The following is a 23,790-nucleotide window of genomic DNA, read 5'->3' on the forward strand; positions in this document are numbered from 1 at the left end:
ATTAAAAATAGATTTTAAATAAATGACAAGGTGTGAAAAAATGGAAGAACTAAAACAAGCTATTGATGAAATCATAAATTCAGAATTGATTAAAGCAGTTATAAGCAATAGACTAAATAAAGAAGTGAAATATAATAAAATAAATATTGTCCTTAAAGAGAAAAATGGAACAGAGTATTATCAGATAGAAAAATTTACTGATAAACAGGTTTTTCATGAAAATATAGATAAGAATATGATTAAAGACAAGGTATTAGAATACCTGTCAAAGGACTACAAGCAGCTATCAGCTTGGTGCTCTGAAAAAACATTTGATATAAAGATATCTAAAAAAGGAAAAGTACTTTTCTCTAAAAAAGTTGCTAATAATTCTAAGATAATAAATAAGAGCCATAATAAGGAAAAACAATATATTCTTAAAGAAGGAATGTTAATAGAACCTCTTATAGATTTGGGGATTTTTACTAAAGAGGGCAAAGTGATTAATTCTAAATATGATAAATACAAACAGATAAATAGATTTATAGAAATTATTGATGATGAGATAAAAAATCAAAATATTTCTGATCTTACTATACTAGACTTTGGGTGTGGAAAATCTTATTTAACCTTTGTTCTTTATTATTATTTTGTAAAAATAAAAAATATAAACGTAAAAATGATAGGTCTTGATCTTAAAGAAGATGTTATAAAGAAATGCAATGAAATAGCAAAAAGATACAATTATGAAAATCTTCATTTCGAATTAGGAGATATAAATGGCTTTAAATATAGCAATAAGGTAGACATGGTTATAACACTTCATGCTTGTGATACTGCTACTGATTATGCACTATATAATGCAGTAAAGTGGAATGCTAATATGATTTTTTCTGTTCCATGCTGTCAGCATGAATTTAATTCTCAGATAAAGTCAGAAAATCTATCAATTGTTACACGATATGGAATAATACAAGAAAGATTAAGTGCTCTTATGACTGATGCAGTAAGAGCAAACTTATTAGAAGCTGCAGGATATAAAACTCAATTATTAGAGTTTATAGATATATCTCATTCTCCTAAAAATATTTTAATAAGAGCTTCTAAAAGCAAAATTTCTAAAGACAAAAAAGAAAAAGCACTTCTTGAAGTAAATAACTTAATTAATGAATTTAATATTAATCCAACTTTATTAAATTTATTTAAGGGAAGCAAAATTATAGACTAGAATTATAAATCTCTGCACATTATATAAAGATGTGCAGAGATTTTATTATAAAAAAGAAGTAATTTAATGATAAATCTATAAAAATGTAAAAAGATATAATATATTGCTGTGGACAAAATTTTAGAAAGGTTTATAATAAAAAAGGGTTTTAATCATATGATATCATGATTTTATTTATGTAATGATAAAAAACATGATATAATATAGAAAATGATTGGGAATTTTTGGATTCGTTTGAAGGGAGACTGATTTCAATGGAGACAGAAATAATGAAACAAACCAATAAGAAAAAGGTAGTACTAATAGTTTTAGCTATATCAGCGACTATTTATCTAGGAATGTCATTATATTTTACAAAACATTTTTATTTCAATTGTAAAATTAATGGTATTGATATTAGCGGTGATACTGTATCAGAGATAGAAAATAAAATAACAAAAGAACTAGAAGATTACACGTTAGTTTTAAAAGGAAGAGAAGAAAAAGAAGAGGAGGTTGTAGGAAGGGATATAGGATTAAAATATATATCTACTGGAGAAATACAAGAAATAAAAGATAATCAACAGCAATTTTTATGGCCGATTTCGATATTTAAAAGAGAAAATTATGAAATTTCTTCATCGGTTGAATATGATGAAAAAATGCTCAATGACCAACTATCAAAAATGGTATTCTATAGTGATGAAAATGTGATAGAACCTAAAGATTCTTATATTGAATATAAGGATGGAACTTATAATATTATAAATGAGATTTATGGAAATAAAGTTAATAGAGATAAACTCACAGAGAAAGTAAAAAAAGCAGTGGTAGATGGAGAGATACTAATCGATTTAGATAAAGATGGTTATTATTATAATCCTAAGTATACATCAGAATCTAACGAAGTTATAGATGCAAAAGATAGTCTTAATAAATATGTATCTGCAAAAGTAAATTATAAATTTTGGAATAATACTGAAAGTGTAGATGGGGACATGATTCATAAGTGGATATATGTAGATGATGAATTTCAGGTGTCTGTAGACCAAGCTAAGGTGAGACAGTATATAAATTCTCTTGCAGCAAAGTATAATACTGTAGGAAAGACAAGAAGCTTTAAAACTTCATCTAGCGGAACTATAAATGTCAGTGGAGGAGATTATGGCTGGGTGCTTGATACGAATACAGAGACAAATGGATTAATAGAGGCGATTAAAGGTGGACAAGAAATAGATAAAGAACCAACTTATAGTCAAAAAGGAAAAGTAGCCGGAATAAATGATATTGGAAACACTTATGTAGAAATAGATATGACAAAACAGCATATTTGGTTTTATAAAAACGGCTCTCTTGTTGTAGATGGGGATGTTGTTACAGGAAATATGCAAAATAATTGGGGAACTCCAGGTGGAATTTATAGGTTAAAATATAAGGAAAAAGATGCAACTTTAGTTGGGCAAGATTATGCATCACCTGTGAGTTTTTGGATGCCATTTAATGGTGGAATAGGAATCCATGATGCTACATGGAGATCAGTATTTGGAAAAGAAGAATATAAAACTAAAGGATCTCATGGTTGCATAAATGCCCCATACTCTGTAGCAAATGCTATATTTGACAATATAGAACCAGGTACTCCTGTAGTATGTTTTTATTAAAATGATTTAAAGCGATAAAAATACAAATATGTATTTTTATCGCTTTTTATTGCGTCGAAAATTACACAATTATCTTGCAATACTTGACGATAAATATCAAAGAAAATATGATTTGGTTGCAAAAATTATATATAGAGAGTATTAAAACACTTTAATACTACATAAAAAAAACTTAAACTATTAATAGGCAAATGTGTAGAAAAAATATACAATAGGTAGTATAATAAGATTGTAGGAAATAATATACATAAATATACAAAAGTATTAAGTAGACATTAAATTATCCAATATTTACAATATATTATCAATTAGGAGGATTTATGGTAGAAACTATACTTCTTGCTATGATTATAGCTAAATTAAAAGGATATAAAATAAAACCGTTATTTAAATCATGGACGATATATCCTTTACTTGTGTTAGAAGTAATAACTGCAATAGGACAAGTTACGATTTTTAATGGAAACTACGACTTTATAAAAGTTGTAGGGTTATTAAAAGTCGTATATTTAAGCGCATATTTATTTTTAATATTTAAATATGAGGTTTATAAAAGTGCAATATTAGGTTCTATATTTATGATATGCGGGGGCATGTTGAATGATATTGCTATAAAGGCTAATGGAAGATTTATGCCTGTATTTCCAAGTTTGTCATATTTTACAGGATATGCCAAGAAAGAAGCTTTTGATTTAGTAAACGATATACATATATTAGGGAATACAGATACGAAAGTTAAATTTTTGACTGATTTTATAGATCTTGGCTATAGCATTCTTAGTGTAGGAGATATACTTATAAGAGTTTTTGTATTTTTAATAATATATAATTCAATAAAAAAATCAAATAGCAGCTAACAAAGGAGGAAAATAAATGCTAAGATTAACCATGTTTGAACTTGTAGTTAGGTTAATACCAGAAGTGTTATTATTTATATTTGCAACCTATGCATTTTCTAGTACAAAGATTAATATAAAAAGATATATTTTCTCAAGTATATCTTTAGGAGTTTGTGTTTTTTTAATAAGAATGTTACCAATAAATTATGGAGTACATACTATACTAAATCTTATTGTTCTTACAATAATTACTATAGTAATAAATAATATTGATGTAATTAATGGAATAAGGTCATCTATTATAACATCAATATTATTATTTGTTTGTGAGGGATTTAATGTTTTAATTTTAAATATCTTATATGGAGAAACTATTCAACAGTTAATAGCTGATCCTATTACAAAAACAATATATGGAATGCCTTCATTAATATGTTTTGCAATTATAGTAATATCATATTATTGTTTTTTGAGTAAAAGAGGTAGATTTAAAGATGTCCAAAATAGAAAACTTAAGCAATAGAATTTCAGATAATATTGCAAGAGAGTTAAAGTCAGATAAAGATAAAAAAGAAATAATAAATTATGGATTATTTGCTGTAATTCAAATAACATTTTCAATAATTCTTACTATGATATTTGGATTAGTATTTAATGCTTTGTCAGAATCTCTTATAGTGGCTTTTACTATAAGTATTCTTAGAAAAAGTTCAGGAGGAGCACATGCAGGAACTCCAGAAAGATGTGCAGTTTTAGGTACATTTGTAAGTGTAGGTTTTGGATTGTTGTCAAAATTTGTCGGTAAAAATTTAGTGGCTATTATCTTTATAGGAATTATAATTTTTCTATGGTCTTTTTATATAATATACAAGCTAGCACCAGTAGATAGTGCAGCAAAACCAATTAAAAATCAAGAAAGAAGAAAAAAGCTAAAGAGAAGCTCTATAATAATATTAAGTGTCTACTTAATAATAGTAATAGTTAATATTATATACTATTACTATACAAATAATGTCAGTGTCCTTACATATACACTATGTATTTATATGGGACTAGTATGGCAGATTTTTTCTTTAACCAAAAGTGGACATTTAATATTAGGAAAAATAGATGCTGTCTTTAAATAAAAACATTTAAACTTTGGAGGTGAATATAATGAAAAAGAAGGTATTAATGAGCTTAGCAGCTATATCAACTTTTGTTGCATCTTTAGTTGCAACATCAGCATGTTTCTTCTGCTTTTATCAACCAGAAGAACCAAAGAGCTTAAGAGAAGAATAACATTTCATTAATGAGACTGGCTTACCGGTCTCATTATGATTATTAAGAGGTAGAAACAATGATAAATATGAATGGTGATAAACAACAACAGATAAAAGATATAGTTTCTGTGGTGAAATTAGCATCTCTTTTATTTGTTGCTCTAATTTTATGTAAATATATATTTAAGGATAATAACATGATAGCTGAGTCATTTGTTGGTTATTATGATATTAGTGTACTTTTTATACCTATATTTATTTTATTGTTAATTTATTTTATGTGGAGTTTTTCCATTGCAAATAAAATAAAAAAGCAACACGAGGAATTGGCTAATAATGTTGAAACAATATTTTTTATAATTTTATTTACATCAATTATATACATATGTGGAGCTAATGAAAGCCAATACAAATTTTTGTATTTATTTATAATTATAACAACTACTATACAATCAGGCTTAAAGAAGGGGATAACTGTTGCTGGGATTTCGTCTTTTATAATTCTTGTAATGGACATTATAATGGTACCTAATGCACAGGTCAATCCTTATTTTGAAAATGATTTGATTTTGGTAGGTATATTTATCTTAACTGCATGGCCTTTGGGATTCTATGTGAAAATTGAAGGGGAGCATATAAAGCGTCTTGAAGAAATGGTTAATATAGATGGACTTACTGAGGTTTATAATCATAGATATTTTCATGATAGATTAAGAGAAAAAATTATGATTGGAAAAAAGGAACAAAAACCTGTATCCATGATTTTTATTGATATAGATTATTTTAAGCATTATAACGACTTATATGGACATCAAAAAGGAGATGTGGTGCTTAAAAAGCTTGGACATCTAATTAAGGAAAGTATAGGACCAGATGATATAGTTGCTAGATATGGAGGAGAAGAATTTGCTGTTATTCTTCCAAATACTTTAGAAGAAGTTGCGACAAAAATAGCAGAAAATATAAGAATAAGGATAGAAAATACTTATTTTGAGGGAGAAGAAAATCAGCCTAAGGGAAAACTTACGGCTTCTATGGGAATATCGGTTTATCCTGATAAGGCTAAAGATGATGTTGAACTTATAAAAAGCGCTGATGATGCTTTGTATAGAGCTAAATTTTTCTCTAAAAACAGGGTTGAAGTTTATACATCAATTTTAGATGAAATAAAAACAAATATAGATGAAAAAGATGTAGAACTTGTAACATCTATTAAGACTTTAATAAGTGTTATAAACGCCAAAGATAGATATACATATGGACATGTTGAGAGAGTTGTTATTTATAGCAGACTTATGGCAGAAAAGCTCCAATTAAAAGAAAAAGAAAAAAATGCATTAATTTATGGAGCTTATATGCATGATATTGGGAAAATTAATATTCCTCAAGATATATTAATGAAAAAAATGAAACTTACAAATGATGAGTGGGCTCAGCTTAAGGAGCATCCAGCAAATGGTGTGGAAATTATAAAACCAGTAAAGTCTCTTCACCATGTAATCCCACTTATAATAAGTCACCATGAGCGGTATGATGGGAAAGGATATCCAAATAATTTAAAGGGCGAAGAAATTCCGTTTCTTGCTAGAGTTCTTACTGTAGTTGATAGTTTTGATGCAATGACATCTAATAGACCATATAATAATAGAAAGTCATATGAAGAAGCTATAGAGGAAATTAGAAAATGTGAAGGAAGTCAATTTGACCCTAAGATAGCAGAGTTATTTATTGAAGTTATCACCAGTGAACGTGGTAGAAATTGCCTTGAAGGACTGCAATAATTAAATCAACATAAATAAAGACCTAAAGTATTTTGTTGCTTTAGGCCTTTATTTTATCAAAAATGAGGATTTATTTCATCTTTTTCAATTCTTTTTAAATCTTTTAATCTTAAATGAGTTTTTTCCATGATGTCTTCAAAAGATTTTCCGTCAATAAGCATTTGTTTTGCTGTGTCATGAGCAGATTTTTTATTATCCATAATCAGACCTCCTAAATAATTTATCTAATGTCTAGCAGATTTAACACTCACATTTCTTTTTATGTTAGAGTGTTAAAGTGAACACGCCTCTAGATAACGAATTCTTAAAATCAATTTTAAGCTAAAAATTTGCTTTACACATTTAGTCTGTCAATAAATTAAGAAATTTAGTCATCGTTGTTTTTAAGATAATTTAAAAATGCTTTTATTATGTCTGGGTCGAACTGAGAGCCGGAACATTTTTGAAGTTCTTCTATAGCCTCTTTTTTTGTTAAAGCTTTTTTGTAAGGTCTTTCACAAGTCATAGCATCATAAGAGTCAGCAACAGCTATTATTCTAGCCATAAGCGGTATTTCGCTTTTAGAAAGACCTATAGGATAGCCAGTACCATCCCATCTTTCATGATGACACAGAACACAAGTTGCTACATTTTCAAGCTCTCCAGAAGCTTGAAGTATTCTATAGCCTTTCTCACAGTGAGTTCGCATTATCTTTAGTTCATCTGTAGTAAGAGTATCAGATTTTAAAAGTATATCTTCTTTGATCCCTATTTTACCTATATCGTGAAGCTTTGCTACTAAATACAATTCGTCTAATTGGGCAATTTTAAAATTTAAAGCTTTCCCAATGACATAAGCATATTTTACAACTCTTTCAGTATGTTCTTCTGTTTCAGTATGCTTAGCTTCAAGAGTTTTTCTTAACGAATCCATTAAAGCACTTCTTACACTTTTTCCATCTAAAAGTTTTTGTCTATATACCTTTTCTTCTACATCTTTAATGCATTCATACACATCTTGATCTAAAAAGTATTTAACAGTTTCACCTAATGCTATACTAAGTTTTATAAAATCATAGTTGTAATTTTCACATTCAAAACGTATGCGAGAAACTGTATTTTCACATAAATTTTCATTGCAGTTAGGGATAAGCATTATGAATTCATCTCCACCCCAACGGAAAACAAACCCTTTGTCTCCACATACATTTTTTAAAACATAAGCTATAGATTTCAGTAGTTTATCTCCTTCTAAATGACCAAAAGTATCATTAACAAGTTTAAGTCCATTAACATCTCCCATTATGACACCTAGAGGAAGGTATTTTTCATCATTCAACTCTTTTATCTTTTCCTCAAAGTAAGAACGGTTGTATAACTTAGTAAGTGAATCAGTGTAACTTAAATATCTAAGTTTGTCTTCTAAAATTTTTCTCTTAGTTATATTGTTAGATATACCTACTACTCCCCACACATTACCAGAGTCATCTATTACGGGAACTTTAACACTTTCTTCAAAACAAGGATTACCATTTTCATCTATAGAATAATACTCGGAATATTTAGCTATTTTACTACTAATAACTTCTTCATCTTGTTTAATGAAATTCATAGCGGTATCTTTATCTGGAAAAATATCTAAATCTGATTTTCCTATAATATCTGTAACACCTAATTTGTTGTAAAAATTCTTGAAATTTTTATTATATCCAATAAATTTATTGCTTTTGTCTTTATAAAAAATATTGTGAGGAAGAGAATCTATTATAGTTCTTAATATGTTTTTTTGACTTTCAAGCTCAACGTCATATTTTCTTTGACTAGTTAAGTCTAAGAGGATGCTTCCTATGGCTATTATTTCATCTTTTTCACCTAAAAGAGGAAATATGTGAAATTGAAGAATTTGGTCATTTATAGTTGCTTCAAAAATAGACTTGCTGAGAGTTTCTATACAATGAATCCGATTAGAATTATATATTTTTGCAACATTTTTAGGAAAGATATGATATCCTTTCAAAATATTTATTACATTGAAATTTACATTGAACATATCTGAATATGCCTGGTTAAAAAATAAAACTGTATTGTTTAATTCTTCAATCCACAATGGGAAAGGAATGTTATTTAAAAAGGATTTCAAAATAACCATTATTATAAGTACCTCTTTGAAATTATTTTATCTACTATAAAGAATAATACATATATCATTTTTTTACAACTTATTGATATACATATAATATATCTTTAAAAAATTTTTGATGAAATTTATGGTAATAGATAAAAATATGTATAAATATGGTGACGAGTTTATAAACTATGTTATATGAAGTAAATAAGAAAGGAGATAGCTATGGAAGACTTCAAAATAAAAACATCCATATATTTTGGAGAAGGTTCTTTGGAAAGATTAAGCCATATAGGAAATAAAAACGTACTTATCATAACTGATCCGTTCATGGTCAAATCAGGAACAATAAATAAAATTACAGATAAACTTGTCAGTGCTTCTGTAACTGTATTTAGTGAAATTATACCAGACCCTCCAATAGAGTTAGTTGTCAAAGGCATAGAAGAATTAAACAAGGTAAATCCAGAAGTTATAGTAGCACTAGGTGGAGGATCTGCTATAGATGCTGCAAAAGCAATAATGGATTTCTCTAAAAATATATTATCACTTAAAAATATAGAATTTATAGCTATACCTACTACAAGTGGAACTGGATCAGAAGTCACATCATTCTCTGTTATAACAGATAAAGAAAAGGGAGTAAAATATCCTCTTGTTTCTGAAAAATTAATTCCTAATATAGCCATACTGGATCCAGAATTAGTAAAAACTGTGCCGCCTGCGATAACAGCTGATACTGGCATGGATGTTATAACACATGGTTTAGAAGCCTATGTTTCCACGAAAGCTAATGATTTTACTGATGCATTAGCTGAAAAATCATTGATGCTGGCTTTTAAATATTTAGAAAAAGCATATAAAGATGGAAGTGATATGGAAGCTAGAGAAAAGATGCACAATGCTTCATGTCTTGCTGGTATAGCATTTAATTCTGCTTCATTAGGAATAAATCATAGTATAGCTCATACACTTGGTGGCAAATTTCATGTGCCTCATGGAAGAACCAACGCTATGCTTTTACCGTATGTAATTGAATATAATGCCAACATAGTTGGATATGACAATAAAGATTACAGTCTAGCTGCAAAGAAATATCATAATATAGCTAAACTTTTAGGACTTCCATCTAACAATATAAGGATGGGAGTAAAAAATCTCATAAACTTAATAAAAACTATGGAAAAAAATATGAAAATGCCTTTGAATTTAAAAGAATGTGGAGTTGACACACATAAAGTTGCAGAATCATTAGAAAACATAGCGGAATCTGCTTTTACAGATGCATGTACACCTACTAATCCTAGGATTCCAACAAAGGAAGATATTATGAGAATTGTAGAAAAGGTAAAAGAATGATATATGAATATGAATTTTTTACAAGAACACAATAATATTAAGTGTTAAAAGTATATTTATGTTTAACAAGTCATAGGAGAAGGTGATGCAATGAGTGATGAAAAGCAGAGAGTAATACAAGAATATGTTCCGGGAAAACAGGTGACTTTAGCTCATATAATAGCAAATCCAAATGATGAAATATATAAAAAACTTGGACTTGTAATAGAGAGAAGAGGGGCAATTGGAATCCTTACAATAACTCCTAGCGAAGCATCAATAATTGCAGCAGATGTAGCAACAAAATCTGCAGACGTGGATCTAGGCTTTGTTGATAGATTTAGTGGAACTGTAATTTTTACTGGAGATGTTGGGGCAGTTGAGGCTGCTTTAAATGAAGTTACAAAGGTTTTAGGAGATCTACTTAGTTTTTCATCTACTAAAATCACACGAACTTAGGAGAAGTTATGAAAAGAATAATATTTATAGGAAAAACAGGAAGTGGCAAGACCACACTATGCCAAAACTTAGATAATTTAGAGCTTAAGTATAAGAAAACTCAATCAGTGGAGATTTACAACAAATCTATAGATACTCCAGGAGAGTATCTAGAAAATAGATATTATTATAAGGCACTTGTAGTAACATCAGCAGATGCAGACATTATTGCTTTAGTGTATGACTGTACAAATGAGGAATCTTATATAGCTCCCGGTTTTGCCAGTATGTTCATGAAAGATGTAATAGGGATCATAACAAAGATTGATCTTGCAGAAGATGAAAGCTTAATAAATAGAGCAGAAAAAATACTTAAAGAGGCTGGTGTATCGACTATATTTAAGGTTAATACTTTGTCTGGTGAGGGAATGAAAGAGCTTATGAGCTATATAGAGGGATAACTTATTTATTTAATTAATATCAATATACATTTACAGTATAAAGATTGGAGCTGAATTAATGAGAGAAGAGCTATTAAGTGTAGGTATAGATATAGGTACTAGTACAACTCAACTGGTATTTTCAAAGCTGATAATAGAAAATACAGCATCCAACTTTACGATACCTAGAATATCAATAGTTGATAAAGATATCATATACAAAAGTGACATATACTTTACTCCTTTAAAATCACTTACTGAAATAGACAGTGATGGAGTAAAGGACATAGTGGAAAAAGAGTACATAAAAGGAGGAATAAATAAAGAAGATATAAAAACTGGGGCTGTAATTATAACAGGGGAAACTGCTAGAAAGGAAAATGCTAATGAAGTTCTACACAGATTAAGCGGGTTTGCTGGGGATTTTGTTGTTGCTACTGCTGGCCCTGATTTAGAAAGTATAATTTCAGGAAAGGGAGCAGGGGCTCATATATATTCTAAAGAACATTCTACCACCGTTGTAAACATAGATATAGGTGGAGGAACCAGCAACTTGGCATTATTCAATATAGGGGATGTAATTGAAACAGGATGCTTAGATATAGGTGGAAGGCTCATAAAGATAGATACTTCTACAAAACAAATAACTTATATATCTCCAAAGATAGAAAAGATAATAAAAGAAAAGGGATTTAGTATAAGCATTGGTGACATAGCAACTAAAGAAAAACTCATGCCCATTGTAGAAGAAATGGTACATTTTTTAGAAGAAAGTGTAGGGGTAAGAGAAAAGAGCAGTTTATTTGATGTAGTAGTGACAAATAAAACTATAGTATTAAAAAAAGAGATTCACTGCATTTCCTTTTCTGGAGGAGTTGCAGATTATGTTTACTATGATGGGCCTATAGATGACTATTTTAAATATGGAGATATAGGCATACTTTTAGGACAAAAAATAAGAGAGTCTGAGATGTTCAAAAAGCTTAAGGTTGTAAGATCTATAGAAACTATAAGAGCTACTGTTGTAGGAGCTGGTTCTCACACTACAGAAATCAGCGGAAGCACTATAACATATACAAAAGAAAATTTCCCAATAAAAAACCTTCCTATCCTAAAACTTAGTGAAGAGGATGAGAGTTCTGGATCAGAAGTATTAAAAAATGCTATAAAAACCAAGCTTGACTGGTTTAAGCTTGAAAACGATGTTCAAAGAGTAGCTATAGCTATCAATGGCAAAAAGAATCCTTCATTTATAGAAGTGCAGGACATAGCTAAAGGAATGGTAGGCGGATTAGAAGAGTTTATAGAAAGGGAGTTGCCGTTAATTATTATTGTTGAAAATGACATGGCAAAGGTATTAGGGCAGGCTATATATGCATTGCTTAATTTTAAAAAAGATGTTGTATGTATTGATGGAATTAAGGTTGAAAATGGAGATTACATAGATATAGGTAAACCAATAGCGGGGGGAAAGGTATTACCAGTAGTTATAAAAACATTAGTATTCAACTAGTGGAAGGAGGATTATCGTGATTTTAAAAACTAAATTATTTGGAAAAATGTATCAATTTAATTCAGTTAAAGAGGTTTTAGCGAAAGCAAATGAGGAAAAATCAGGTGATAAATTAGCAGGTGTTTCTGCAACTTCAGCTGAGGAAAGAGTTGCTGCAAAGGTAGTTCTATCAAATTTCCTTTTATCAGATTTAAGAAATAATCCTGTAGTCCCATATGAACAGGACGAAGTAACAAGAATAATCCAAGATGACATAAATGAAAAAATTTATGGAGAGATTAAAAACTGGACTGTTTCAGATTTAAGAGAATGGATTTTAGATGATAATACTACTTCCGTAGATATAAGAAGAATATCTAGAGGGCTAACCTCTGAAATGATAGCTGCAGTAGCAAAGCTTATGTCAAATATGGATTTAATCTGTGGAGCAAAGAAAATAAGAGTAACAGCTCACTGTAATACAACTATAGGAGAGCCAGGAACATTATCAGCAAGACTTCAGCCAAATCACCCAACAGATGATCCTGATGGAATAGTTGCTTCCCTTATGGAAGGTTTAACCTTTGGAATAGGTGATGCAGTCTTAGGTTTAAACCCAGTTGATGACTCGGTTGAAAGTGTAACTAAGGTATTAAAGAGATTTGAAGAATTTAAGCAAAGATGGGAGATACCAACTCAAAACTGTGTTCTTGCTCACGTCACAACTCAAATGGAGGCTATAAGAAAAGGAGCACCAACAGATCTTATATTCCAATCCATAGCAGGATCAGAAAAGGGTAATGAAGCTTTTGGATTTAAAGCTGCTACTATAGAAGAGGCTAGGCAGCTTGCGTTATCAGAAGGAACAGCAACAGGACCTAATGTAATGTATTTTGAAACAGGTCAAGGATCAGAACTTTCATCAGAAGCTCACTTTGGAGCAGACCAAGTTACTATGGAAGCCAGATGTTATGGTTTTGCAAGAAGATTTCAGCCATTTATTGTGAACACAGTAGTTGGATTTATAGGACCAGAATATTTATATAATTCAAAGCAAGTAATAAGGGCAGGGCTTGAAGACCACTTTATGGGAAAACTTTCAGGACTTCCAATGGGCTGCGATGCTTGTTACACAAATCATATGAAGGCAGATCAAAATGATATAGAAAATTTAGCTGTATTATTAACCACAGCAGGATGTACATATTTCATGGGAATACCTCATGGTGATGACGTAATGCTTAATTACCAAACAACAGGATATCATGAAACAGCTACTTTAAGGCAACTATTTAACTTAAAACCAATCAAGGAATTTGAAGAATGGATGGAAAAGATGGGCTTTATGAGAAATGGAAAATTAACTGAATTAGCTGGCGATGCATCAGTATTTCTACGTTAGGAGGCAGTGAATATGAATGAAAATGAAATAAGATTAATGGTTGAAAAATTATTAAATGAAATGGTTGGAAAATCAGCTGCAAATGACGGAGTGAATGGTGGACATAATGACATATCAACTTCAACAGTAGTTGATAACGAAGGATGTATTGAAGATATAACCGAAACTGACCTAAGAAAGCAGCTTTTAGTTAAAAATCCTAAAAATGCAGAAGGATATCTAAAAATGAAAGAAAAGACACCTGCAAGATTAGGAGTTGGAAGAGCTGGAACAAGATATAAAACTATAACAGCCCTTAGGTTTAGAGCTGACCATGCAGCAGCACAAGATTCAGTTTTTTCTTATGTATTAGAGGATTTTATAAAGAAAAACAACTTAATACCTGTAGAGACTAAATGTAAGGATAAAGATGAATATATAACTCGCCCGGATTTAGGAAGAAACTTTAATGAAGAAACTCTAAAATTTATAAAAGAAAAATTTGGAGGTAATCCTAAGGTTCTTCTTATGGTAGGAGATGGACTTAGTTCAGCTGCAATTGAGGCAAATATAACGGATATAATACCGGCTATTAAGCAAGGATTAAAAATGTATAACATAGAAATCGGAGATGTTTTATTTGTAAAACACTGCAGAGTTGGTGCTATGGATGCTGTAGGTGAAGCTACTGGTGCCGAAGTTGTATGTCTACTAGTTGGTGAAAGACCAGGACTGGTAACTGCAGAATCTATGAGTGCATATATAGCATACAAACCAACTATAAATATGCCAGAAGCTAATAGATCTGTTATTTCTAATATACATAAAGGTGGAACACCTGCAGTTGAAGCAGGTGCACATATAGCAGAACTTATAAAAACAATGCTTGATAAAAAAGCTTCAGGTATAAATTTAAAAAATAAACTTTAGGAGGGGTTAATTGTGCTTAATGAAGCAATTAGACCAACGGTATTAGCAGTAAAAATAATTTCAAATGTAAGCCCAGGATTAGCAAAATCTTTAAATCTTGGACCTCAACATAAAAGTTTAGGGATGATAACAGCAGACGTAGATGATGTTACATATACAGCATTAGATGAAGCTACAAAAGCAGCAGAAGTTGAAGTGGTATATGCAAAATCTATGTATGCAGGATCAGGAAACGCATCAACAAAACTTGCGGGGGAAGTTTTAGGAATTCTTGCAGGACCAAGTCCAGCTGAAGTAAGAAGCGGATTAAATGCAGCTCTTAATTTTATGGAGAATGGATCACATTTTGTAAGTGCCAATGAAGATAATTCAATTGTTTATTATTCATATTGTATATCTAGAACAGGCAGTTATCTTGCAGAGGTTGCTGGAGTAAAAGAAGGAGAACCAATAGCATATCTAGTAGCACCGCCACTAGAGGCTATTTATGCATTAGACGCAGCATTGAAGGCAGCGGATGTTGAATTAAAGCAACTATTTGAACCTCCAACAGAAACAAACTTTGGTGGAGCATTGCTTACAGGAACTCAATCCGCTTGTAAAGCAGCTTGTGATGCTTTTGCAGAGGCAGTAAAATCTGTTGCTAATGAACCAAAAAGTTATTAAAGGAAATATACATAGATGAAAGCATTAGGAATGATAGAGGTTAACGGCTATCTTGCAGCAGTAGAAGCTGCCGATGCTGCACTAAAAGCTGCTAATGTTACCCTTATTGGAATTGAAATTGTAAAAGCTGGGATTTCGAATGTTCAGGTTGTTGGAGATGTAGATGCTGTTCAGGCTTCTGTAGATGCAGGCAGGGCTGCAGCTGATTTTTTAGGACTTTTAAGAAGTTCTCATGTAATTCCACGACCTCATGAGGAACTTCTAAAAATATTTCCTAACTTAGAAAAGAAAAAAGAAGATTCTCCAGTAGAAAAAGTAAAAGATGATAATGACAAAATACATAAAGAGGATGTTATAGCACCTTCGAAAATGGAGAAAACAGAAGACATAAAACAATCTAAGGATATTACCCAGGAAATAGTGAAGCTTGAAAAAACATTAGAAAATTATAGAAATAAAAAAGAAAAAGCATTAAAAGAGAATGTAAAGAAAGATGAAAATACAAATTATGGAGATATGAAAGTTGAAACTCTAAGAAACATGGTAAGAGCTTTAAAACTTCCTAATATGAGCAGTAAGCAAATTAAACAGGAGAAGAAAGAAGAACTTATTAAGATACTTCAAGAATACGATGAAAAAGGTGATAAATAATGCAATTAACAGATAAGGATTTAGTATCAATTCAAGAAGTAAGAAACCTTATGAAAGAGGCCAAAGAAGCACAAAAGCAGTTAGCCACAATGAATCAAGAACAAATTGATAAAATAATAAAAGCTATAGCTGATGCTGGATATGAAAATGCAGAGAGATTAGCTAAGATGGCTAGCGAAGAAACTGGATTTGGAATATGGCAAGATAAAGTTTTAAAAAATGCTTTTGCAGCTAAAAATGTATACGAAAGTATAAAGGATTTAAAGACAATAGGTGTAATTGCAGAAGATCCAGGAAAACAAACAATGGATATAGGTGTTCCTATGGGAATAATAGCAGGGATTATACCATCCACAAACCCTACATCAACTGTAATATACAAAGCAATGATATCTTTAAAGGGAGCTAACGCTATAGTATTCTCTCCACATCCAAATGCAGCTAAATGCATACTAGAAACAGTGAAAGTTATATCAGAAGCAGCTGAAAAAGTGGGATGTCCAAGAGGAGCTATAGGATGTATATCTACTCCAACACTTCAAGCTACAAATGAGCTTATGAAACATCCTGATACAGGAATGATTCTTGCAACAGGAGGTCCTGCTATGGTTAAGGCTGCATACTCATCAGGACACCCAGCGCTAGGAGTTGGAGCAGGAAATGGACCAGGATTTATAGATAAGAGTGCAGATATAAAACTTGCTATAAAGAGAATATTAGATTCTAAAACTTTTGACAATGGAACAATATGTGCATCAGAGCAATCTGTAGTTATAGAAAAATGTATAGAAGACAAAGTGGTTGCAGAGTTCAAAGCTCAAGGAGGATACTTCTTGGATGAAGAACAAAGCAAGAAACTTGAAAAATTTATAATAAGACCAAATGGAAGTATGAATCCTCAAATAGTAGGAAAGAGTGTAGAATACATAGCAAAACTTGCCGACATATCAGTGCCATCAAATGCAAGAGTCCTTATAGCTAGAGAAAACAGGGTGGGACACAATATACCTTATTCAAGAGAAAAACTTGGACCAATATTAGCGTTTTATGTAGAAGATAACATAGATGCAGTTTTAGAAAGATGCAGAAGCATACTTCTTAATGAAGGTGCTGGCCACAGCTTTATGATTCATTCAGAAGATAAGGAAGTTGTGAAGAAATTTGCTCTTGCAATGCCAGTATCTAGAATACCAGTAAATAGTCCAGGTGCATTAGGAGGAATAGGAGCTACAGTAAACATGATGCCAGCCTTAACCCTTGGATGTGGAAGTATTGGAGGAAGTGCTACTTCTGAAAATGTGGGACCTATGAACCTTATAAACATAAAGAGAGTTGCTTATGGTGTAAGGGAATTAGAAGACATAAGAGGTACTAATAGTTCTAGCTGCAACATCTGCACTGGATCTATGGAAAGTGAAGTACTAATTGATTTATTAGTAAAAAAGATATTGAATCAATTAAAGTAAGAAAAGTTAAGGAGGAATAGATATGATAACATCAAATGCATTAGGAATGATTGAAACTAAAGGATTAGTAGGAGCAATAGAGGCAGCAGATGCTATGGTTAAGGCTGCTAATGTTCAATTAGTAGGTAAAGAACAAGTTGGTGGAGGACTTGTAACAGTTATGGTAAGAGGAGACGTAGGTGCTGTTAAAGCTGCAACAGACGCAGGAGCAGCTGCTGCAGAAAGAGTTGGTGAATTGATTTCTGTTCATGTAATACCAAGACCTCACACAGAAGTAGATGCTATACTTCCAAAGGGAACTCAACAATAACAAACTAAATGTACTACTCTAGGGTAGTACATTTAATTAGAGATGTGCCAAGATGAGTATATTAACCGAAATTTCGGCTTATGAAGCATTTAAAGAAAAATACGGCGGAATAGAAAGAGAAGATATAATAACAGCATTAAACAGATTGTCATCCCTGTTTAATATAATGATTTTCAAATATAAAACTGGGAAATACAAGAGTTAGATGGAGGACATAAATGAGCAATATTTCATTAGACTATATAATTGATGAAGTTGTGAAGAGAATAAAAAGCCAAATGCTTATAGAAGTTGAAGCCTCTGGACGACACATTCATTTGTCGGATGAACATTTACAGATTCTTTTTGGATCTGGGTATACACTTACAAAAGTTAAAGACTTATCTCAGCCTGGACAGTACGCATGCAAGGAGAGAGTAACAATAACAGGACCTAAAGGAGCTATAAAAAATGTTATTGTTTTGGGACCAACTAGAAAAGAAACTCAAGTTGAAGTATCCTTAACAGACGCACTATCCTTAGGAATTAAGATACCAGTAAGAGAAAGCGGACATATAGAAAATACCCCAGGACTTATAGTGTCTACTGAAAGAGGCTCTATAACTTTAAATAAAGGACTTATAGTAGCTAAAAGACATATACATATAACTCCTGAAGATGCAGAAAAGTTTGGAGTTAAAGATAAAGAAAATGTAAAGGTGGAAGTTTTGGGAGAAAGACCTTTAATATTTGAAGATACAGTTATAAGAGTAAGTCCAAACTTTAGAACTTATATGCATATAGATTATGACGAAGCAAATGCATGCGGCTTTGCAAAAGGAACTATGTGTAGAATTATAAAGTGATTTTTTTAGGAGGTGTTTAGATGGATTACGATAAAATGGTCAGTATTATCGTAGAGGAAGTATTAGATAAATTAAAAGAAACACCTATAATTAATGATTGCAATAAAAAAGCTGTGATATTTCAAAATGGAGATCTTGAAGAGTTTTATGACTTAGTTGGAAAAGAATATGAAGTGATTTCTTACAATAAAAATATCAGGGAATGTGATATTGCAATATTACCTAAGTTGGATTTAAGTGTCATGGCAAATTTAGCGAATTTAAATGCTTCAAGTAATGAAGAAAAATTTATTCTAAATATGCTCATGAAGGGGAAGAAAATATATGTATTTGAAAATGGTATGGAATATAAAATTTATAAGGATTCAGCCCCAAAGCAGCTTTACAATAAATATTTAAATTTCGAAAAACAATTAATAAATTATGGCATTGAAATTATAAATGAAAGTCTAAGCTCTAAAATAACCACATCATGTAATAAAGATTTATTGAAGGATTTTTCACCAGAAATTATTAAAAGTGAAAAAATTTTTAAAAAAGTCATAACGGAAAATGATATAAGAAGAGTTCATGAAAAAGGAGAAAATGTGATTATTATAGGAGAAAAAAGTATACTAACCCCTTTGGCAAAAGATTTTATAAAAATAAATAATATGGAAATTATAAAAAGAAACGGATGATCTTATGATTATGGGAAGAGTTGTAGGCTGTTTATGGTCTACTAGAAAAAATGAAAATTTAAATGGACAAAAATTTTTAGTGGTAAGACCTATAATAAACAATCATAAAGAAAGTGAAAATCTTGTTATAGCTGTGGATAGTGTTGGTGCAGGAAAAGATGATTTAGTTATGATAACTCAAGGGGGTTCGGCAAGAAAAGCTGTTGGGTCCTCAGAGGTTCCTGTTGATTCCACTATAATAGCTATAATTGATTCGGTAGAGGTAGATGATGCATAGAAGTATAGGTGCCATGGAATTTAGATCTATAAGTAAAGGCATAGAAATAAGTGATTTAATCGTAAAAAAATCAAGCGTTGAGCTTATTCTTTTTAAAAATATATGTCCAGGAAAATTTTTGACTATAATCAGTGGCAATGAAGGGGAAGTAAAGGAATCAATAGATTATGGCATATCCATAAGTAATGGATATGCTGTAGATACATTTATAGTAAATGCTGTACATAATGATATAATTCTTGGATTAAAGAATAAGTACAATGTAACAAATAAAGGAGCATTAGGAATTATAGAGACATCTAATGTGTGTAGCGGGATACAGGCTTTAGATAAAGTTATGAAAGATTCAAATGTTTCTATTGTGAAGATGCAATTAGCTTTCTGCATAGGTGGTAAATTTGTATCAATAATATCTGGAGAAGTAAGTGATGTAGAAAATGGAGTAAGAGCAGCTAGAGAGGCTATAGATGAAAAGAAAATTATAAATATATCTGTAATACCATCTCCGGATTCTATGATAATGGAAATGCTAAAGTAACCGAAAGGAGGAAGTTTTATGGGAATAAATGAGATTATAATTTATATTATGGTAATCTTTATGGCTTTAGGAGCCATAGATAAATGTATAGGAAATAAGTTTGGATTAGGGGAAAAATTTGAAGAAGGTATAATGGCTATGGGATCTTTAGCTCTTGCTATGGTTGGAGTTATATCATTAGCACCAGTGCTTGCTGATATACTAAAGCCAGTTATAGTTCCTCTATTTAATTTGCTTGGAGCCGACCCAGCCATGTTTGCAGGATCACTTCTTGCAAATGACATGGGTGGTGCACCTCTTGCTATGGAGCTTGCAATTGACCCTAATGCAGGACTTTTTGGAGGACTTATTGTAGGAGCGCTTATGGGACCTACTATAGTATTTATAATTCCTGTTGCTCTTGGTATTATAAAGCAAGAAGACCATAAATATCTTGCAACTGGTATATTAGCGGGTATAATAACAGTTCCAGTAGGGGCGTTCTTTGGAGGTCTTGTAGCAGGATTTCCTATCATGATGATTTTAAGAAATTTAGTTCCTATAATTATATTTGCAGTACTTATTGCATTAGGATTAGTATTCTTTGAAAAAGCAATGATAACTGGATTTACATACTTTGGAAAGTTTGTTCTCATAGTTATTACAATAGGATTAGGTGCTGCTATAATAGAACAGCTTACAGGAATAGTTGTCATTCCAGGGATGAATCCAATACATGATGGTATTGCTATAGTAGGAGATATAGCTATAGTATTAGCAGGTGCATTTCCACTTGTTTATGTAATAACTAAGGTATTTAAAAAGCCTTTGATGGGACTTGGAAAAGTTTTAGGAATGAATGAAGTAGCAGCAGCAGGCCTTGTAGCAAGCCTTGCAAACTGTATTCCAATGCTTGATATGATGAAGGATATGGATAACAGAGGAAAAATAATAAATGTGGCTTTTGCAGTATCAGCAGCTTTCGTATTTGGAGACCATTTAGGATTTACGGCAGGATTTAATCCAGATATGATTGCTCCAATGATAGTCGCAAAATTAGTTGGTGGTATTACGGCTGTAATAGTGGCTATATTTATTGCAAACAAGACATTAGGAAAGGAAAATGCTTAATATGGATAAGAAAGATTTAGATAGGTCAGTATTGGAAAATTTAGTTAGACAAATAATAGTTGAGCAGTTAGGTGGAGCAAAACAAGAAAATGCACTAGATTACATAAGAAATAAAGATGCAAGCGGTGTGATTTCAGTTAAAGTTCCAACCGTAAAAGTTGATCAATCTAACAGATTAGATACAGGCAATATAACAGATGAAGTATACACTAAAGATTTATTTACATTAGAAGAAAGTCCAAGACTTGGGTGCGGCGTTATGGTTATGAAAGAGACAACATTTGACTGGACTTTAAATTATGATGAAATAGATTATGTTATAGAAGGTCATTTGGATATAGTTATAAATGGAAATAAGGTGTCTGCAGACCCAGGGGAATTAATTTTAATTCCAAAAGGAAGCAGTATAAAATTTTCAGTTCCAAACTATGCTAGATTTATTTATGTAACTTATCCAGCAGATTGGGCAACTCAAGCCTAAAGCACACAATAAAGAGGCATTTTAGATTATAATCTTAAATGCCTCTTTATCTTATGTCTATAAGAGTAAAATCATTTTACAAATTTAACAACACCATTTTTACGTGGTTTTGCTTCTGGTTTTACTGCAGGGTATCCGATAGATGCCATTCCCCATACTACATGATTTTTAGGGATTCCAAATTCATCTAATACAGCTCTTACAGATTCTTCATTGCATAAGGTTTTTAATTGATTAATCCAGCAAGAACCTATTCCTAATGAGTTAGCCATTAAAAATATATTTTCTAGTGCACAAGAACAATCAGCAAGACCGTTGGAATTATCTATATCATTAGAAAGCATTATTAAAGTTGGTGGAGCGTAAAAATTATATCCTTCATCACGCCCTAATGCCTCTCTTACAACTTTTGCAAGTTTTTCTATTTTATCGTGACCTTGAACAACGGTAAACTGCCAGCTCTGTTCGTTTTTACCACTAGGGGCATAGATACCAGCTTCTAGTATAAGTTCTAATTCTTCGTCTTTTATCTGTTCATCTTTGAAATTTCTAACACTTCTTCTAGTAAGGATGTTATTAAGTACTTCATTCATAAAAAAACCTCCTTTAATATAAAATATATTTAAATTTTACCATAATGAAGTTAAGGGTACAATTCTCTAAAATATATAAATAAAATTAGAAAAATTATTATTAAATATTTTTCATAAAATGATAATTTAAAAATAAATAGGCATAAAAAAGAAAAAAAGAGTAATTTAATGAAAAAATTAAAATAACTATATTTTTTACTAAATAAAAGTATTATAATATAAAGTATAATTTAAATAAAAAAAATCTTAAAGTTTTGTAGGAGGGGTGAAAACGTGAATAAAAAAATATTGGGAATAATAATCAGCTCAGTTATTGTAGTTTCTGTTGGAATGACAGCAATTGGAGATGTTAAAGCTAAGGCTGCAGAAGAAAATAAACAAATAGAGTATTCATCACCGGTCAAATATAAAGAGTCAGAAGAACTTTTGTATGAAGGATATAATCCACCAAAAGAAGAGAAAAAAGCTGAAACAACAGAAAATAATACGTCACCGCAAGAAAAAGCTACAAATAATGTAAAAGAAGCCAAGAATAGTGATACAAATAGGACTTCAAATGAAAAAGTTTCTAGCAATGGGACTTCATCAAATAAAACAAGTTCATCTCAAGAGAACCCAAGTTATAGTTTAAAATATGTACAAGTAGAAGGAGATGTATCTTCAGAAAGATCTGTTCAAGTAGATAGATTAATATCAGTTATACCATCTAATATTGTAAATAGATTTAGAGCAATAGGTGGAAAGATAGTAGTTACATCAAAGGATATAGCTACAAATTATAGCATAGGTAATAGACCAGCTGGATCTATATCAGCTTTATATAAATATTCGCCATCAAATACTATATATGTTCAAGGATCTTCGAATAGTACAAGCTCTATAATTCATGAATTCGGTCACTTCGTAGATGAAATGGCTGGCTTTACAAAAAGTAACGGAAAACATAGCACTACTTTCGGTAGATCAGAAGCTGATGATTTTAAAAAGGATATATTCCCAGCAGAAAGAGATGCTATAGCATCATATTTACATAGCAACTATGCCAAGAGTTCATCAACAGAATGCTTTGCAGAAGCATTCAAAATATATATACAAAATCCTGGGGCTTTAAAATCTGTAGCGCCTAGGACTTATGAAGTAGTAAGACAGGCTGTAAATTCAATATAAAGTATATAATAAATTTTAATAAACTTCCCGTTTATATAAAAAGTAAGGCCATGATATTTAAAACCTCCCATTTTAAATATCATGGTATTTTTTTGCCTAAATAATAGGAATTTTTGATGAATTTTTTTATGTTATACTTTTAAAATAAAAAATA

At 31.0% G+C, this 23,790-nt stretch carries 28 protein-coding genes; 25 read left to right on the top strand and 3 right to left on the bottom strand.

All coding sequences use genetic code 11. The features are described from left to right. Window positions 1–40 precede the first annotated feature (40 nt). The 7 genes from KQH81_RS05755 to KQH81_RS05785 all read left to right on the top strand — a co-directional run bounded on the left by KQH81_RS05755 (window position 41) and on the right by KQH81_RS05785 (window position 6,729). Window positions 41–1,207 (top strand): class I SAM-dependent methyltransferase, encoded by a 1,167-nt coding sequence (locus KQH81_RS05755; protein ID WP_074844443.1) that lies wholly within the window; start codon window positions 41–43, stop codon window positions 1,205–1,207. A gap of 254 nt (window positions 1,208–1,461) precedes the next feature. Continuing rightward, window positions 1,462–2,847 carry a L,D-transpeptidase family protein gene (locus tag KQH81_RS05760; protein WP_230029074.1) on the top strand — a complete coding sequence of 462 codons (1,386 nt, stop codon included), beginning with the start codon at window positions 1,462–1,464 and terminating at the stop codon, window positions 2,845–2,847. 320 nt (window positions 2,848–3,167) lie between these two features. Beyond that, entirely contained in the window at window positions 3,168–3,704 is a 537-nt protein-coding gene (locus KQH81_RS05765) for a DUF5317 family protein (protein WP_230029075.1), read from the top strand. 16 nt (window positions 3,705–3,720) lie between these two features. Beyond that, window positions 3,721–4,209, top strand: a complete 489-nt coding sequence (locus KQH81_RS05770) for a hypothetical protein (protein WP_099336186.1) — start codon at window positions 3,721–3,723, stop codon at window positions 4,207–4,209. Beyond that, the gene (locus tag KQH81_RS05775) at window positions 4,181–4,813 is read left to right on the top strand and encodes an accessory gene regulator ArgB-like protein (protein ID WP_099336187.1); all 633 of its coding nucleotides are present in this window, start codon (window positions 4,181–4,183) and stop codon (window positions 4,811–4,813) included. Before KQH81_RS05770 ends, KQH81_RS05775 begins: the two co-directional genes overlap by 29 nt. A 28-nt stretch (window positions 4,814–4,841) precedes the next feature. After that, window positions 4,842–4,967, top strand: a complete 126-nt coding sequence (locus KQH81_RS05780) for a cyclic lactone autoinducer peptide (protein WP_099336188.1) — start codon at window positions 4,842–4,844, stop codon at window positions 4,965–4,967. Window positions 4,968–5,025: 58 nt separating this feature from the next. Beyond that, window positions 5,026–6,729: a bifunctional diguanylate cyclase/phosphohydrolase gene (locus KQH81_RS05785; RefSeq protein ID WP_230029076.1), complete on the top strand. Its 1,704-nt coding sequence runs from the start codon at window positions 5,026–5,028 to the stop codon at window positions 6,727–6,729. A 56-nt stretch (window positions 6,730–6,785) separates the two neighbouring features. Here the strand turns inward: KQH81_RS05785 and KQH81_RS05790 are convergent, their stop codons facing one another. Then, window positions 6,786–6,929, bottom strand: coding sequence for a hypothetical protein (locus tag KQH81_RS05790; protein ID WP_168972448.1), 144 nt, complete (start codon window positions 6,927–6,929; stop codon window positions 6,786–6,788). A 167-nt stretch (window positions 6,930–7,096) separates the two neighbouring features. Continuing rightward, complete coding sequence (locus KQH81_RS05795) at window positions 7,097–8,857, bottom strand: sensor domain-containing diguanylate cyclase/phosphohydrolase (protein WP_074844433.1); 1,761 nt, start codon at window positions 8,855–8,857, stop codon at window positions 7,097–7,099. A 201-nt stretch (window positions 8,858–9,058) separates the two neighbouring features. Here KQH81_RS05795 and KQH81_RS05800 point away from each other — a divergent pair, with 201 nt between their 5' ends. The 17 genes from KQH81_RS05800 (at window position 9,059) to KQH81_RS05880 (ending at window position 21,876) form a co-directional block, all read left to right on the top strand. Next, entirely contained in the window at window positions 9,059–10,192 is a 1,134-nt protein-coding gene (locus tag KQH81_RS05800; RefSeq protein WP_230029077.1) for a 1-propanol dehydrogenase PduQ, read from the top strand. Window positions 10,193–10,282: 90 nt separating this feature from the next. Continuing rightward, window positions 10,283–10,630, top strand: a complete 348-nt coding sequence (gene eutS, locus KQH81_RS05805) for an ethanolamine utilization microcompartment protein EutS (RefSeq protein ID WP_027639051.1) — start codon at window positions 10,283–10,285, stop codon at window positions 10,628–10,630. An 8-nt stretch (window positions 10,631–10,638) separates the two neighbouring features. Continuing rightward, window positions 10,639–11,070 carry a EutP/PduV family microcompartment system protein gene (locus KQH81_RS05810; RefSeq protein WP_027639050.1) on the top strand — a complete coding sequence of 144 codons (432 nt, stop codon included), beginning with the start codon at window positions 10,639–10,641 and terminating at the stop codon, window positions 11,068–11,070. A gap of 58 nt (window positions 11,071–11,128) precedes the next feature. Continuing rightward, window positions 11,129–12,562, top strand: coding sequence for an ethanolamine ammonia-lyase reactivating factor EutA (eutA, locus tag KQH81_RS05815; RefSeq protein WP_230029079.1), 1,434 nt, complete (start codon window positions 11,129–11,131; stop codon window positions 12,560–12,562). Between the two features lie 16 nt (window positions 12,563–12,578). After that, a complete protein-coding gene (locus KQH81_RS05820; RefSeq protein WP_027639048.1) occupies window positions 12,579–13,943 on the top strand; it encodes an ethanolamine ammonia-lyase subunit EutB in 1,365 nt (454 codons plus the stop codon). Window positions 13,944–13,955: 12 nt separating this feature from the next. Further along, on the top strand, window positions 13,956–14,852 hold the full coding sequence (gene eutC, locus KQH81_RS05825) for an ethanolamine ammonia-lyase subunit EutC (protein ID WP_230029080.1): 897 nt from the start codon (window positions 13,956–13,958) through the stop codon (window positions 14,850–14,852). A 12-nt stretch (window positions 14,853–14,864) separates the two neighbouring features. Further along, on the top strand, window positions 14,865–15,518 hold the full coding sequence (eutL, locus tag KQH81_RS05830; RefSeq protein ID WP_027639046.1) for an ethanolamine utilization microcompartment protein EutL: 654 nt from the start codon (window positions 14,865–14,867) through the stop codon (window positions 15,516–15,518). Between the two features lie 15 nt (window positions 15,519–15,533). Then, the gene (locus KQH81_RS17675) at window positions 15,534–16,169 is read left to right on the top strand and encodes a BMC domain-containing protein (RefSeq protein ID WP_326839255.1); all 636 of its coding nucleotides are present in this window, start codon (window positions 15,534–15,536) and stop codon (window positions 16,167–16,169) included. Beyond that, a complete protein-coding gene (locus KQH81_RS05840) occupies window positions 16,169–17,635 on the top strand; it encodes an acetaldehyde dehydrogenase (acetylating) (RefSeq protein WP_099336193.1) in 1,467 nt (488 codons plus the stop codon). The genes KQH81_RS17675 and KQH81_RS05840 overlap by 1 nt, the downstream gene beginning before the upstream one ends. 25 nt (window positions 17,636–17,660) lie before the next feature. Then, on the top strand, window positions 17,661–17,945 hold the full coding sequence (gene eutM, locus KQH81_RS05845; protein ID WP_230029255.1) for an ethanolamine utilization microcompartment protein EutM: 285 nt from the start codon (window positions 17,661–17,663) through the stop codon (window positions 17,943–17,945). Window positions 17,946–17,997: 52 nt separating this feature from the next. Beyond that, on the top strand, window positions 17,998–18,150 hold the full coding sequence (locus KQH81_RS05850; RefSeq protein WP_155850295.1) for a hypothetical protein: 153 nt from the start codon (window positions 17,998–18,000) through the stop codon (window positions 18,148–18,150). Between the two features lie 13 nt (window positions 18,151–18,163). After that, window positions 18,164–18,790, top strand: a complete 627-nt coding sequence (gene eutD, locus KQH81_RS05855) for an ethanolamine utilization phosphate acetyltransferase EutD (protein ID WP_027639043.1) — start codon at window positions 18,164–18,166, stop codon at window positions 18,788–18,790. Window positions 18,791–18,810: 20 nt separating this feature from the next. Beyond that, on the top strand, window positions 18,811–19,470 hold the full coding sequence (locus KQH81_RS05860) for a hypothetical protein (RefSeq protein WP_074844410.1): 660 nt from the start codon (window positions 18,811–18,813) through the stop codon (window positions 19,468–19,470). Between the two features lie 10 nt (window positions 19,471–19,480). Continuing rightward, entirely contained in the window at window positions 19,481–19,747 is a 267-nt protein-coding gene (locus KQH81_RS05865) for a EutN/CcmL family microcompartment protein (protein WP_230029081.1), read from the top strand. Beyond that, window positions 19,740–20,285, top strand: a complete 546-nt coding sequence (locus KQH81_RS05870; RefSeq protein ID WP_027639040.1) for a BMC domain-containing protein — start codon at window positions 19,740–19,742, stop codon at window positions 20,283–20,285. The genes KQH81_RS05865 and KQH81_RS05870 overlap by 8 nt, the downstream gene beginning before the upstream one ends. A gap of 18 nt (window positions 20,286–20,303) precedes the next feature. Continuing rightward, complete coding sequence (gene eutH / locus KQH81_RS05875; RefSeq protein WP_027639039.1) at window positions 20,304–21,395, top strand: ethanolamine utilization protein EutH; 1,092 nt, start codon at window positions 20,304–20,306, stop codon at window positions 21,393–21,395. Between the two features lies 1 nt (window position 21,396). Continuing rightward, window positions 21,397–21,876, top strand: coding sequence for a cupin domain-containing protein (locus tag KQH81_RS05880; protein ID WP_074844499.1), 480 nt, complete (start codon window positions 21,397–21,399; stop codon window positions 21,874–21,876). Window positions 21,877–21,947: 71 nt separating this feature from the next. Here the strand turns inward: KQH81_RS05880 and KQH81_RS05885 are convergent, their stop codons facing one another. After that, window positions 21,948–22,469 (bottom strand): nitroreductase family protein, encoded by a 522-nt coding sequence (locus KQH81_RS05885; protein ID WP_027639037.1) that lies wholly within the window; start codon window positions 22,467–22,469, stop codon window positions 21,948–21,950. A gap of 273 nt (window positions 22,470–22,742) precedes the next feature. On the opposite strand from KQH81_RS05885, the gene KQH81_RS05890 reads away from it, so the two are divergent. Then, window positions 22,743–23,636: an anthrax toxin lethal factor-related metalloendopeptidase gene (locus tag KQH81_RS05890; protein ID WP_074844407.1), complete on the top strand. Its 894-nt coding sequence runs from the start codon at window positions 22,743–22,745 to the stop codon at window positions 23,634–23,636. Window positions 23,637–23,790 lie beyond the last annotated feature (154 nt).

Source organism: Clostridium cadaveris (assembly GCF_020911725.1).
Classification (GTDB): domain Bacteria; phylum Bacillota; class Clostridia; order Clostridiales; family Clostridiaceae; genus Clostridium_X; species Clostridium_X cadaveris.